The organism is Chryseobacterium sp. PTM-20240506, from assembly GCF_048296755.1.
In the GTDB taxonomy this organism is placed as follows: Bacteria; Bacteroidota; Bacteroidia; order Flavobacteriales; family Weeksellaceae; genus Chryseobacterium; species Chryseobacterium proteolyticum.
In genome coordinates this window covers 3,928,401-3,941,334 of record NZ_CP182581.1, presented here as the reverse complement: position 1 = coordinate 3,941,334, position 12,934 = coordinate 3,928,401, and the positions used below count along the sequence as shown (strand labels likewise).

Below are 12,934 nucleotides of genomic sequence, written 5' to 3'. Positions count from 1 at the left end.
CTTTTAATTACCCCAGAAAAACCATGTCTAAAGTTTCAATTCTAGAAGTAAAAAACCAGAACGAATTAAAACAGTTTGTGATGTTCCCCATGGATTTGTATAAAAACAATCCTTACTATGTACCCTCATTTATCAAAGATGAAATGAAGATCTGGGACGCCAAAGAAAATCCAGCACTGAATTACTCGGAATCAAAACAATACCTTGCCTATAAAGACAAAAAAGTAGTGGGACGTATTGCTGTGATGATCAATCACAAGGAGGAAAAGGAACTGGGCATAAAAAAAGTTCGTTTTGGGTGGATCGATTTCATCGATGACAAAGAGGTTTCTGAAGCATTGATCCAAAAAGCAATTGACTACGCAAAAGAGCATCATATAGACATGATCGAAGGTCCTATGGGATTCACTAACCTGGATAAAGCAGGAATGCTGACCATGGGGTTTGACAAACTGGCGACCATGATCGGAATTTACAATCATGATTACTATCCTAAACATCTTGAAAGTCTTGGCCTTACCAAGGAAAAGGAATGGGTGGAATTTGAAATGGAATTCCCTAAAGTCCTTCCTGAAAAAGTAGAAAAATTCAGTGGATTGATCGCTCAAAAATATAAACTGAAAGTCCTGAACTTCAAATCTAAAGAGGAAATTCTTCCGTATGTGGAGCCTATGTTTAAGCTTTTGGATGAAACTTATAAGCACCTCTCCACATATACTCCTATTTCCGACGAACAGATCAAAACATACAGAGAAAAATATTTCCCGTTTATCGATAAAAACTACGTGATCTGCGTTGTTGATGAAAATGATCAGCTGATTTCTTTTGCAATCACGATGCCTTCTTATTCGAAAGCGTTACAGAAATCAAAGGGTAAACTATTCCCCTTCGGGTGGTGGCATTTTTTACAGGCCGGTAAAAAGAATGACCGCGCTAATTTCTATCTTATCGGTATTCATCCGGAATACCAGAGAAGAGGGGTTACGGCTATTATTTTTAAGGAAATTTTCGTTCGTTTTACCAGTATGGGAATCAAATTTGCAGAAACCAATCCGGAACTGGAAGAAAACAAAAGTGTGCAACTGCTTTGGCAGGATTACAATCCGGTTAATCATAAAAGAAGGAGAACCTATTCACTGAAGATCAATAGCTGATAAGGTACGAGGTTCGTGTTACCGGATTTTCAATTTGATAATTTAAACCAATGATTTTAAATCCTGAACATCGACACATACATCCATAAATCGAATTTCACATCCCGAATCTCGTCACTCACAATTAATTACTCAAACGCATAACTCCTCTCCTATGAAACCACATCTCATCGTCTTCGCTATTTTAATTGCCGGGTTTATTATTTACAACTTTTTTTTCCAAAACGGAGACGATAAAACAAACACGGTAATCAATATTATTTACGCCAGTATCCTTTTCGGTTATATTTCATTTATGGCTTACTCTTTACTCAAAAAAATGCAGAAATAACCGTTATTTTTATTAATTCTAAATTACCGGTTTTTCCCATTTTAACTCCACATTTAAGGTTATTAATTTCATGCTTTCTTGTTTATTCGCTAAATTTGCAAATTGAGATAATAATGCAAAAATGAATTTACCTGAAAGTTATATTCCGATCCTTATCCAAGCTGCCGTTGCCATTGGTTTTGTAGCTGTTTCATTGCTTGGAGCGCATTTCTTAGGACCTCGTCAGAAGAAAGGAAATTCTGTGAAAAATCAAAGTTGGGAGTGCGGTGTTCCTGTTGAAGGAAATGCCAGAACCCCTTTTTCGATCAAATATTTCCTTACGGCTGTCTTGTTCGTTCTATTCGATATCGAAATCGTATTTTTTTATCCATATGCCGTTAACTTCAGAGAATTCGGATTCGAAGGATTCCTTGCAGTCCTTACCTTCGTGGCTATTTTCTTCGTAGGTTTTATCTATGTATGGAAACGTGGCGCGCTAGATTGGGATAAATAAATTTTAACATTAAAAAGATTTAATTATTTGATGGATTTAAAGCTTTATCATGCTTTTAAACTTCTAAATTTTTAATCTTTAAATATTTAATAAAATGTCAGATAAAAAACCAGTAATAAGAACAGATGCACCTGCTCCCGAAGGATTTGAAGGAGAAGGATTTTTCGCAACGAAACTGAGCAGTGTAATCGGAATGGCAAGAAAGTTTTCTCTTTGGCCGTTACCATTTGCTACCTCTTGTTGTGGTATCGAGTTTATGGCGACTCTTAACCCAACATATGATGCTTCAAGATTTGGAATGGAAAGAAACTCTTTCTCTCCAAGACAGGCAGATATGTTGATGGTTTGTGGAACTATATCCAAGAAATTAGGCCCGGTCCTAAAAGAAGTGTACACTCAGATGGCTGAGCCAAAATGGGTGGTTGCTGTAGGAGCATGTGCTTCCAGCGGTGGTATTTTTGACACCTACTCTGTTTTACAGGGAATCGATAAGATTATTCCGGTTGACGTATACGTTCCGGGATGCCCGCCAAGACCGGAGCAGATCATTGAAGGAGTAATGCAGGTTCAGGCTCTTGCAGAAAGCGAAAGCATCAGAAGAAGAGATATGCCTGAATATCAGAATTTATTAGACTCTTACAACATAAGCAACTAAACGGAAATGACGAACGAATTTGTATTAGAAGCAATCACCAGGGAGTTTCCTGAAACTGTAATTTCCAGTTCAGAGCCTTATGGAATGCTTACCGTTGAAGTGAAGAAAGATGACATCAAAAAAGTGATTCATTACCTTAAGGATTCGTCTTTAGAAATTAATTTCCTTACAGATATTTGTGGAATTCATTATCCTGAATTTCCGGAGAAAGAAATCGGCGTAGTCTACCATTTACATAATATGATGACGAATTTCAGAATCCGTCTTAAAGTATTTATGTCCAGAGAGAACATTGAGGTAGACTCTCTTACAGATCTATATGCCGGAGCGAACTGGATGGAAAGGGAAACCTATGATTTCTTTGGAATCAAATTCAAGGGACATCCGGATCTGAGACCTATTTTAAATATGGAAGATCTTGGTTACCACCCGATGCTGAAGGAATATCGTCTTGAGGATGGTACAAGAACCGACAAGAACGATAGCATGTTCGGAAGATAAAATAAAAATAATGATTGCTGATGATTGGTTAATGATCAATTATCGCTTATCAATTATCAATTATATATTATGAAAGATAACTCATTATCTAATATACTTAACCAATACGAAAGTAAGGAGCAGATTGACGGTCAGTTGTACACCCTCAATTTAGGTCCGACTCACCCTGCTACTCACGGGATCTTCCAGAACGTTTTAACGATGGATGGGGAAAGAATTCTTCATGCTGAGCAAACCGTAGGTTACATCCACCGGGCATTTGAAAAAATTTCTGAAAGAAGAAATTATACCCAGATTACGACCCTTACCGACCGTATGAATTATTGTTCTGCTCCGATTAACAATCTGGGCTGGCATATGACGGTTGAGAAACTGATAGGAATTGAAGTTCCAAAGCGTGTGGATTATATCCGGGTAATTCTTATGGAATTAGCAAGGATCGGGGATCACCTGATCTGTAACGGAGTAACTGGTATGGACTCTGGAGCAATTACCGGACTTACTTATATGTTCATCGAAAGAGAACGTATTTATGATATTTACGAACAGATCTGCGGTGCGAGAATGACAACCAATATGGGAAGAATCGGAGGTTTCGAAAGAGATCTTACACCGAAATGTCATGAACTGATCAAAGATTTCTTAAAAACTTTCCCTAAGAAGTTTGCTGAATTCTGCCAGCTTTTGGAAAGAAACAGAATATTCATGGACAGAACCATTGGTGCGGGAGCAATTTCAGCTGAAAGAGCTTTAAGCTATGGTTTTACAGGTCCTAATTTACGTGCTGCAGGTGTAGATTATGATGTTCGGGTAGCACAACCTTATTCTTCTTACCAGGACTTTGATTTTATCATTCCTATAGGAACAGCTGGTGATACCTACGACCGTTTCATGGTTCGTCAACAGGAGATCTGGGAATCTATTAAAATTATCGAGCAGGCATATAACAATCTTCCGGAAGGGGATTTCCATGCTGATGTTCCTGATTTCTATCTTCCTGAAAAAGCTGACGTTTATAACAAAATGGAAGCCTTGATCTATCACTTCAAAATTGTAATGGGAGAAACCGAAATTCCGAAAGGAGAAGTATACCATGCTGTAGAAGGAGGAAACGGAGAATTAGGATTCTACTTAGTGAGTGACGGAGGAAGAAGTCCTTACAGACTACACTTCAGAAGACCATGTTTCATCTACTACCAGGCGTATCCGGAAATGATTACAGGCTCTGTAATTTCTGATGCCATTGTAACCATGTGTAGTATGAATATTATTGCGGGAGAATTAGACGCATAAAATGTAAAAAGTATCATTGTAAAATGTATTTATGACTTTTTACAATGACCAAAATAAAATAAGTCATTAGTACATTGTACATTGTACAATAATACATTAAAGAAAATGAGCGAAACAATAGCTTTTAAACCGGAAAGTTTAGAACAAGTACATAAAATTATCGCAAGATATCCTGAAGGAAGACAAAAGTCTGCCCTTCTTCCTGTTCTGCATTTAGCACAAAAAGAATTTGGAGGATGGTTGGATGTCCCGGTAATGGATTACGTTGCTGAATTATTGAGTATTACGCCAATTGAAGTATATGAAGTAGCTACTTTTTATACCATGTTCAATATGAAACCGGTTGGTAAATATGTTTTGGAAGTTTGCAGAACCGGACCTTGTATGGTTCGCGGAAGTGAAAAGATCCTGAATCATATCAGGACTAAACTGAACATTAAGGACGGTGAAACGACTGAAGATGGTATGTTCACTTTAAAACCTGCTGAATGTCTTGGTGCATGCGGATATGCACCGATGATGCAGTTGGGGAAATTCTTTCATGAAAATTTAACGATAGAAAAAGTAGATGAAATCCTTGATCTTTGCAGAGAGGGACAAATCGCTTTGGATTAATTAAAATATACGATGAGTAAAAAACTTTTACTTAAAGATGCACATATAGAAGGTATTCGCTATTTCGAAACATACCGCAAACAGGGAGGTTACGAAGCTGCTGAAAAAGCCTTGAAGATGACACCCGATGAAATTTTGGAAGAAGTAAAAACTTCAGGACTTCGTGGTCGTGGTGGTGCAGGATTCCCTACGGGGATGAAATGGAGTTTTCTGGCAAAGCCTGAAGGAGTTCCAAGACACCTTGTAGTGAATGCAGATGAGTCTGAACCGGGAACTTTTAAAGACAGATATCTGATGGAATTTATTCCTCATTTATTGATTGAGGGAATGCTTATCTCCTCGTTCTGTTTAGGCTCAAATGTTTCTTATATCTACATCCGTGGAGAGTATTCATGGATCCCGGATATTTTGGAAGAAGCTATTGAAGAGGCTAAAGCAGCAGGATTTTTAGGTAAAAACATTTTGGGAACAGGTTTCGATCTTGAAATCTATGTTCAGAGAGGTGGTGGAGCTTATATCTGTGGTGAAGAAACAGCATTGCTTGAATCGCTGGAAGGAAAAAGAGGTAACCCGAGATTGAAACCACCATTCCCGGCTGTAAAAGGACTTTGGGAAAGACCTACGGTTGTTAACAACGTGGAATCAATTGCAGCTGTGGTACCGATCATTAATATTACCGGTGCTGAATTTGCAAAAATCGGAGTGGGAAGATCTACAGGTACGAAATTAATTTCTGCATGTGGAAATATCAATAAACCGGGAGTTTATGAAATTGATATGACGATCACTGTGGAAGAATTCATTTATTCTGATGAATATTGTGGAGGTATTCCAAACGGAAAAAGGTTAAAAGCATGTATTCCTGGTGGTAGTTCGGTTCCTATTGTTCCAGCCAACCTATTGTTGAGAACAGTAAACGGAGAACCAAGATATATGAACTATGAATCCTTAGCAGATGGAGGATTTGCTACCGGAACCATGATGGGTTCAGGAGGTTTCATTGTTTTAGATGAAGATCAGTGCATCGTGGAACATACCATGACTTTAGCGAGATTCTACAATCACGAAAGTTGTGGACAGTGTACACCTTGTCGTGAAGGGACAGGATGGATGTATAAGATATTGAAAAAGATTGAAAACGGACAAGGAAAGATGGAAGACATCGATTTGCTTTGGGATATCCAGAGAAAAATCGAAGGAAATACCATTTGTCCTTTAGGTGATGCCGCAGCCTGGCCGGTTGCAGCAGCGATACGCCATTTCAGAGATGAATTTGAATGGCATATCAAAAATCCAGAGTTATGTTTAACTCAAAATTATGGTCTGGCTAATTATGCTGATCCTATTCCGGCTGTTGAAAAAAATGTATAAATGAAGAAGTTGTTTGTGATCGGCGTAATGATGTCGAGTTTTGTTTTCGGACAAAAAGAAAAAGATACTTTAAGTGTGGAAAGAAATCTGGAAACATTTACAGGTGCAACTCCAAAAAAACAAAAACCAGACCCTCTATCCAAAAAAGGTCAGATGTTTGTTTTCTTTGGCTGGAACAGAGCTGCTTTCAGTAATTCTGATATCAATTTTTCAGGAAATGGTTATAATTTTCAGCTGAATAATGTATCCGCTCATGACAGACCTACAAAATTTGGAATTGTATATTTTGATCCTACGTGGTTTACAGTGGTTCAGTACAACTTCAGAGCTGGTTATTTCATAAAAGATAATTTAGCGCTTGTTCTTGGGATTGATCATATGAAGTATGTTATGGATCAGAACCAAACCGTTAATTTTAAGGGACATATTTCAGATCCTACATATGCAGGTATGGTTCAAAACGGGCAGGTAAACCTGGCAGATGAAAAGTTCCTTACTTTCGAACATACGGACGGACTTAACTATGAAAACTTAGGTCTTGAAAGATACCAGAGCCTTATCAATAAGAAAAATATTGACCTGGTATGGTCTTATGGAGCAGGAATTGGGGTAATGTTTCCCAAAAGTAACGTAAGACTTTTTGGGAATGAAAGGAGTGACCGTTTTCACGTTGCCGGTATGGGAACTGATGTAAGAACCAGCTTAAACCTTGTGTTCTGGAATCACTGGATGGCAAGACTGGAAGGAAAATTTGGATATATCAATATGTGGGATATTAAAACCACGTTGAATAATAAACCAGATAAAGCACGACAAGATTTCGTTTTTGGACAAGTCCTTGCCGGAATTGGATATACATTTAATACGAAAAAATATAATTAATAAAGCCTATTGCTTATTGCAGAAAGCTTAAAGCGTATAATATGAGCGAAGAAGTTAAAAAATTCAAAATAACGATAGACGGACAGACTACTGAAGTGTTGCCTGGGACTTCCATCCTGGAAGCAGCAAGACAAATCGGTGGAAAATCTGTACCTCCGGCAATGTGCTACTACAGCAAGTTGGAAACCAGTGGAGGAAGATGCAGAACTTGTTTAGTAGAAGTTTCTAAGGGATCTGAAGCGGACCCTCGTCCCATGCCAAAACTGGTGGCAAGCTGCAGAACCAATGTAATGGACGGAATGGAAGTGAAAAATCTTACTTCTGATAAAGCTCAAGAAGGTAGAAAAGCCGTTACTGAATTTTTATTGGTTAACCACCCGCTGGACTGCCCTATTTGTGATCAGGCTGGAGAATGTCATCTTCAGGATCTTGGATATGAACATGGTGTGGAAAATACCAGAACGGAGTTTGAAAGAAACACCTACGAAGCGGATGACCTGGGACCACATATCAAGCTGAATATGAACCGTTGTATTCTTTGTGCAAGATGTGTTCTTACAGCGAATCAACTTACTGAAACCAGAGAGCATGGTATTCTTTTCAGAGGAGATCACGCAGAAATCTCGACTTATTTAAATAAAGCTTTGGATAATGATTTCATTGGGAACGTTATCGACGTTTGTCCGGTAGGAGCTCTTACAGACAGAACCGCACGTTTTGCAAGCAGAGTTTGGTTTACCAACCCGATGAATGCTTCATGTAAATGTGACAAGTGTTCTGGAAAAGCAGTTGTATGGTTGAAAGGAGATGAAGTGGTAAGGGTTACAGCCAGAAAAGACCAGTGGGGAGAAGTTGAAGAATTTATCTGTGATACATGTCGTTTTGAAAGAAAAGAATTGAAAGACTGGAATATTGAAGGTCCAAGACATATCGACAGACATTCTGTGATTTCACTCAACCATTATGAAAAACCTAAGGATGAGCTAAGAGTTTTAGACAATCCTATGGCTAAAGAAATCAGTGAAAAAGACGAAAAATAACTTTAATAAGATTTCAGATATCAGACTACAGACATCAGATTAAAGATCTGAAATCTAGCATCTGACATCTCATATCTAACATCTATAATAAAAATGGATTTAATTACATTTAAATTGATACTTGTACTAGCGCTTTTCTTGCTTTCGCTAACGATAGCGGCCTACTCTACCTGGGCAGAAAGAAAGGTTGCTTCTATCATGCAGGACAGAATCGGGCCTAACAGAGCCGGACCTTTCGGATTGCTGCAGCCTCTTGCTGATGGTGGAAAGTTTTTCTTTAAAGAAGACTTTACTCCTGCCAATGCAGAAAAATTCCTTTTCGTATTGGGACCTGCTTTGGTGATGTTTATTTCATTAATTACAGGAGCTGTTATTCCTTGGGGGAAAAGTTTAAATATCGGAGGAATGTCTTACGACCTTCAGGTGGCTAACATTGATGTCGGTGTACTTTTCATTATCGGAATGGCTTCCATTGGGGTTTATGGGATCATGATCGGAGGTTGGGCTTCTAATAATAAATATTCATTATTGGGTGCTATCCGTGCTTCTTCTCAGATGATCTCTTATGAATTGGCAATGGGATTGGCGCTGCTTTCTATCATCATGATGACAGGAAGTTTAGATTTAAAAGTAATTACTGAAGCTCAAACAACAGGAAAACTGTGGGGACTTATCCACATTGACGGGATGAACTGGAATATTTTCTATCAACCGTTGGCTTTCCTTATTTTTATTGTTGCTGCATTAGCAGAAACGAACAGACACCCTTTCGATTTACCGGAGTGTGAATCCGAACTTGTGACAGGATATTCTACGGAATATTCCTCCATGAAATTAGGTTTATACATGTTCGGAGAATATGTAAATATGTTTATCTCCAACGCATTTATGGTTGTTCTTTTCTTTGGTGGTTATAACTATCCGGGAATTGAGTGGGTAACACAAAACTGGGGAGAAAATATTGCAGGAATATTAAGTATCGGAGCGTTTTTAGTTAAAACCATTATCGGAATTCTGATCTTTATGTGGATCAGATGGACGCTACCGAGATTCAGATATGACCAGCTGATGCACTTAGGATGGAAAACTTTGATTCCATTGGCTGTTTTGAACCTGATTGTTACCGGAGCTTTGATTTTAGCATTCGGACATTAAAAAATTGAACATTTGAAATGAGCTGATTTGAAAGTGAAATCAAATTTTATCTTTACTTAAGCAGCTCTATTCAGACATAAAATATTAAAAATTAAGATAAAAGACAGAATTAGTCTACCATCTATAATCTATAATTAAATGAAACTTACTAACAGATCAAAAGTTGTTTCTAATAAAGAAATGACCCTTGCTGAGAAAATCTACTTACCGGCGATTTTCAAAGGTATGGGGATTACATTCAAGCATGCTGTAAGAACCGTTGTAAAAGGAGCTCCTGCAGTATACTCGTATCCAGAAGTACAGAAACCAAGAGCAGATATCTGGAGAGGTCAGCACGTTCTGAAAAGAGACGAGGAAGGCAGAGAAAGATGTACCGCTTGCGGACTTTGTGCGGTGGCATGTCCTGCAGAAGCAATTACCATGACTGCTGCTGAAAGAACTAAGGAAGAAAAACATCTTTACAGAGAAGAAAAATATGCATCAGTATATGAAATCAATATGCTGAGATGTATTTTCTGCGGAATGTGTGAAGAAGCATGTCCAAAATCAGCAATTTATTTAACCGATAGATTGGTAGATGTGGAAACCAACAGAGGTTCTTTTATCTATGGAAAAGATAAATTAGTTGAAAAGATAAACGAAAGGATTGACATCACGACAAGACAATCCGAGAAACAAAAAAATGCGGTAAAATAATGGATCAGTTTTTATTTTTCTTGGTGGCTTTTTTAGCAGTGGCAGGTGCAGTATACTTTGTATTTGCAAAAAATCCTTTGTATGCTATCTTATCATTAATTGTTACAATGTTTTCCATTGCAGGGATGTACATTCTTTTGAATGCCCAGTTCCTTGCCATTATTCAGATCATCGTGTATGCAGGAGCGATTATGGTATTGTTCCTTTACATCCTGATGATGCTTAATCTTAATAAAGAAGACGAAAGTAAGAAGAACAATACTTTAAAATTTATTGGAGTCTTTACAGCCGGTCTGTTATTGATTGGTATTTTAGGAGTATTCAGAGGAGTTCAGGACAACCATATTGTAGTGGAAAATGTAGACAGGGGTGTGGGTCTTACTAAAAATCTGGGTAAACTTTTGTTTAATGAATATGTTTTACCGTTTGAGCTTGCTTCCATCCTTATTTTGGCAGGTATTGTAGGTGCGGTATTAATCGGTAAAAAAGATTTATAAAATTATGGGAGAAGTAAATACATTTATACAAAGCGTCCCTTTAAATTATTTCATTATTCTTTCATCAGTATTGTTCTGTTTGGGAGTATTGGGAGTGTTATTGAGAAAAAACGCTATTGTAATTTTGGGTTGTGTAGAGCTTATGCTCAATTCTGCAAATCTTTTATTGGCTGCTTTTTCAGCGTATAAAGGAAACAGCGATGGACAACTTTTAGTTTTCTTCATTATGGTGGTTGCTGCTGCTGAAGTAGCAGTAGGTTTGGCAATTATTGCTATGCTATATAGAAATACCCGTTCTGTAGATGTTAGTATATTTAATAAATTAAGAGGATAAAGAATGGAAAATTTAGTGTATGCAATAGTACTTTTACCACTTTTAGGCTTTCTTATTAACGGTTTATTCGGGAAAAATCTTCCAAAAATAGTAGTAGGGGGATTGGCAACTGCAGCGGTTTTCGGATCTTTCTGTATCGCAGTAAGTATTTTCATGAATTTCAATTCTGAAAGCCAGCCGGTTATCGTAAAAGCTTTTGAATGGTTCAGAGTAAATGGAGTTCAGATTAACTTTGGTTTCCAGATCGATCAGTTATCTTTAATGATGATCATGATCATTACAGGTATCGGATCATTGATCCACTTATACTCTATCGGATATATGAGCCATGATAAAGGTTTCTATAAGTTCTTTACTTATCTGAATCTTTTCATCTTCTCTATGTTACTTTTAGTAATGGGAAGCAATTACCTGATCCTGTTTATCGGATGGGAAGGTGTAGGTTTGTGTTCCTATCTATTGATCGGATTCTGGTTCACAAATGAAGAATATGGTAAAGCAGCAAGAAAAGCGTTTATCATGAACAGAATTGGGGACCTTGGTTTATTGATCGGTATTTTCATGATCGCTTCTCAGACCAATGCTATTGATTATCTTTCAGTAGCTCAAAACGCTTCAAAATTTGAATTGGACGGAACTGTAATTATCTTTATTACGGCGAGTTTATTTATCGGTGCTACCGGTAAATCGGCGCAGGTTCCTTTATATACATGGTTACCGGACGCAATGGCCGGACCAACTCCTGTTTCTGCATTAATTCACGCAGCAACAATGGTTACTGCGGGGATTTACCTGGTAGTAAGATCTAATTTCTTATTTACTTTGGCTCCAACTGTTCAGGGCGGAATTCTGTTGATCGGATTCTTAACTGCAGCTTTAGCAGGTTTCTATGCACTTCGTCAGAACGACATCAAAAAAGTATTGGCCTATTCTACTGTATCGCAGCTTGGATTTATGTTCATTGCTTTGGGATTAGGAGCTTATACTACAGCGATGTTCCATGTAATGACACACGCATTCTTCAAAGCATTGTTATTCTTAGGAGCAGGATCTGTGATCCACGCTATGAGTAATGAGCAGGACATGCGTTTTATGGGCGGACTTAAGAAAGTAATTCCGATTACCCATGCTACTTTCCTTATCGGAACACTGGCAATCTCTGGTTTCCCTTTACTTTCAGGGATGATTTCCAAGGATGAAATTCTGGTAGCTGCATTTGCAAAAAATCCAATCTACTGGGTAATGTTATTCATTCTGGCAGCTATTACGGCAACGTATATGTTCAGACTGTATTACCTTACATTTCACGGAGAGTTCAGAGGAACTGAGGAACAGAAACACCACTTGCATGAAAGCCCGATGAACATGACGTTACCGTTGATCGTATTGGCTATTCTTTCTGTTATCGGAGGTTTTATTAATCTTCCTCACTTTATCGGCCACGGTCATTATGCAAAATTAATGGAATGGCTGAAGCCGGTTCTTACTGAAGAAAGTTTCAAACAAATGGAAGCTACGCTTTCAGGAGTTGATTTTAATACTGAAATGATATTATTAGCAGCCACTGTTGTAATGTTCTTCGCGGTATGGTTCATCGTTAAAAACACTTATGTGAATAAGCAAAAGAGAGCCCTTCCGGAAGAAAGCTATACAGGCTGGGAAAAGCTGTCTGCTAAAAAATTATATATTGACGAACTTTACAATGCATTAATTGTAAAAACTGTTGAAGGATTAGGACGTGGAGGTAAAATGTTTGATAAGGGTGTTCTAGATCGTTTTGTAGACTTCGTAGGTGAAGGAGCTGAGGACAGCGGTAGATCTATGAAACGTATTCAAAACGGAAATGTTGAGACATACATTCTTATCATGTCTTTAGCTGTGGGAATTATACTGATTGTTAACTTTATATTACAATAA

At 37.8% G+C, this 12,934-nt stretch carries 14 protein-coding genes; all 14 read left to right on the top strand.

What is annotated here, in order from left to right; translation table 11 throughout:
- Positions 1-23 precede the first annotated feature (23 nt).
- The 14 genes from ACNFU2_RS17565 to nuoL all read left to right on the top strand — a co-directional run bounded on the left by ACNFU2_RS17565 (position 24) and on the right by nuoL (position 12,934).
- A complete protein-coding gene (locus ACNFU2_RS17565; protein ID WP_172283682.1) occupies positions 24-1,154 on the top strand; it encodes a GNAT family N-acetyltransferase in 1,131 nt (376 codons plus the stop codon).
- A gap of 452 nt (positions 1,155-1,606) precedes the next feature.
- Entirely contained in the window at positions 1,607-1,978 is a 372-nt protein-coding gene (locus ACNFU2_RS17560; RefSeq protein ID WP_172283680.1) for an NADH-quinone oxidoreductase subunit A, read from the top strand.
- A 94-nt stretch (positions 1,979-2,072) separates the two neighbouring features.
- Positions 2,073-2,633, top strand: a complete 561-nt coding sequence (locus ACNFU2_RS17555) for an NADH-quinone oxidoreductase subunit B (protein WP_172283678.1) — start codon at positions 2,073-2,075, stop codon at positions 2,631-2,633.
- 6 nt (positions 2,634-2,639) lie between these two features.
- Positions 2,640-3,134, top strand: coding sequence for an NADH-quinone oxidoreductase subunit C (locus tag ACNFU2_RS17550; RefSeq protein ID WP_172283676.1), 495 nt, complete (start codon positions 2,640-2,642; stop codon positions 3,132-3,134).
- 69 nt (positions 3,135-3,203) lie between these two features.
- Positions 3,204-4,427 (top strand): NADH dehydrogenase (quinone) subunit D, encoded by a 1,224-nt coding sequence (nuoD, locus tag ACNFU2_RS17545; protein ID WP_273650696.1) that lies wholly within the window; start codon positions 3,204-3,206, stop codon positions 4,425-4,427.
- Positions 4,428-4,532: 105 nt separating this feature from the next.
- Positions 4,533-5,042: a complex I 24 kDa subunit family protein gene (gene nuoE, locus ACNFU2_RS17540; RefSeq protein WP_172283672.1), complete on the top strand. Its 510-nt coding sequence runs from the start codon at positions 4,533-4,535 to the stop codon at positions 5,040-5,042.
- A gap of 12 nt (positions 5,043-5,054) precedes the next feature.
- Entirely contained in the window at positions 5,055-6,413 is a 1,359-nt protein-coding gene (gene nuoF / locus ACNFU2_RS17535; RefSeq protein WP_172283670.1) for an NADH-quinone oxidoreductase subunit NuoF, read from the top strand.
- Positions 6,414-7,295 (top strand): hypothetical protein, encoded by an 882-nt coding sequence (locus tag ACNFU2_RS17530; RefSeq protein ID WP_172283668.1) that lies wholly within the window; start codon positions 6,414-6,416, stop codon positions 7,293-7,295. It begins immediately after the preceding gene.
- A gap of 41 nt (positions 7,296-7,336) precedes the next feature.
- Entirely contained in the window at positions 7,337-8,335 is a 999-nt protein-coding gene (locus tag ACNFU2_RS17525; protein ID WP_172283666.1) for a 2Fe-2S iron-sulfur cluster-binding protein, read from the top strand.
- 93 nt (positions 8,336-8,428) lie between these two features.
- Entirely contained in the window at positions 8,429-9,490 is a 1,062-nt protein-coding gene (nuoH, locus tag ACNFU2_RS17520) for an NADH-quinone oxidoreductase subunit NuoH (protein ID WP_172283664.1), read from the top strand.
- 138 nt (positions 9,491-9,628) lie between these two features.
- Positions 9,629-10,186, top strand: coding sequence for a NuoI/complex I 23 kDa subunit family protein (locus tag ACNFU2_RS17515; RefSeq protein ID WP_172283662.1), 558 nt, complete (start codon positions 9,629-9,631; stop codon positions 10,184-10,186).
- A complete protein-coding gene (locus tag ACNFU2_RS17510; protein WP_172283660.1) occupies positions 10,186-10,683 on the top strand; it encodes an NADH-quinone oxidoreductase subunit J in 498 nt (165 codons plus the stop codon). Before ACNFU2_RS17515 ends, ACNFU2_RS17510 begins: the two co-directional genes overlap by 1 nt.
- Before the next feature lie 4 nt (positions 10,684-10,687).
- A complete protein-coding gene (gene nuoK, locus ACNFU2_RS17505) occupies positions 10,688-11,017 on the top strand; it encodes an NADH-quinone oxidoreductase subunit NuoK (protein WP_172283658.1) in 330 nt (109 codons plus the stop codon).
- 3 nt (positions 11,018-11,020) lie between these two features.
- Positions 11,021-12,934, top strand: coding sequence for an NADH-quinone oxidoreductase subunit L (gene nuoL, locus ACNFU2_RS17500; RefSeq protein WP_273650695.1), 1,914 nt, complete (start codon positions 11,021-11,023; stop codon positions 12,932-12,934).

What these genes read in the sequence shown, in the direction of transcription:
- ACNFU2_RS17565 (WP_172283682.1), top strand. Translation starts at nt 24, where the DNA reads ATGTCTAAAGTTTCAATTCTAGAAGTAAAAAACCAGAACGAATTAAAA.
- ACNFU2_RS17560 (WP_172283680.1), top strand. Translation starts at nt 1,607, where the DNA reads ATGAATTTACCTGAAAGTTATATTCCGATCCTTATCCAAGCTGCCGTT.
- ACNFU2_RS17555 (WP_172283678.1), top strand. Translation starts at nt 2,073, where the DNA reads ATGTCAGATAAAAAACCAGTAATAAGAACAGATGCACCTGCTCCCGAA.
- ACNFU2_RS17550 (WP_172283676.1), top strand. Translation starts at nt 2,640, where the DNA reads ATGACGAACGAATTTGTATTAGAAGCAATCACCAGGGAGTTTCCTGAA.
- nuoD (WP_273650696.1), top strand. Translation starts at nt 3,204, where the DNA reads ATGAAAGATAACTCATTATCTAATATACTTAACCAATACGAAAGTAAG.
- nuoE (WP_172283672.1), top strand. Translation starts at nt 4,533, where the DNA reads ATGAGCGAAACAATAGCTTTTAAACCGGAAAGTTTAGAACAAGTACAT.
- nuoF (WP_172283670.1), top strand. Translation starts at nt 5,055, where the DNA reads ATGAGTAAAAAACTTTTACTTAAAGATGCACATATAGAAGGTATTCGC.
- ACNFU2_RS17530 (WP_172283668.1), top strand. Translation starts at nt 6,414, where the DNA reads ATGAAGAAGTTGTTTGTGATCGGCGTAATGATGTCGAGTTTTGTTTTC.
- ACNFU2_RS17525 (WP_172283666.1), top strand. Translation starts at nt 7,337, where the DNA reads ATGAGCGAAGAAGTTAAAAAATTCAAAATAACGATAGACGGACAGACT.
- nuoH (WP_172283664.1), top strand. Translation starts at nt 8,429, where the DNA reads ATGGATTTAATTACATTTAAATTGATACTTGTACTAGCGCTTTTCTTG.
- ACNFU2_RS17515 (WP_172283662.1), top strand. Translation starts at nt 9,629, where the DNA reads ATGAAACTTACTAACAGATCAAAAGTTGTTTCTAATAAAGAAATGACC.
- ACNFU2_RS17510 (WP_172283660.1), top strand. Translation starts at nt 10,186, where the DNA reads ATGGATCAGTTTTTATTTTTCTTGGTGGCTTTTTTAGCAGTGGCAGGT.
- nuoK (WP_172283658.1), top strand. Translation starts at nt 10,688, where the DNA reads ATGGGAGAAGTAAATACATTTATACAAAGCGTCCCTTTAAATTATTTC.
- nuoL (WP_273650695.1), top strand. Translation starts at nt 11,021, where the DNA reads ATGGAAAATTTAGTGTATGCAATAGTACTTTTACCACTTTTAGGCTTT.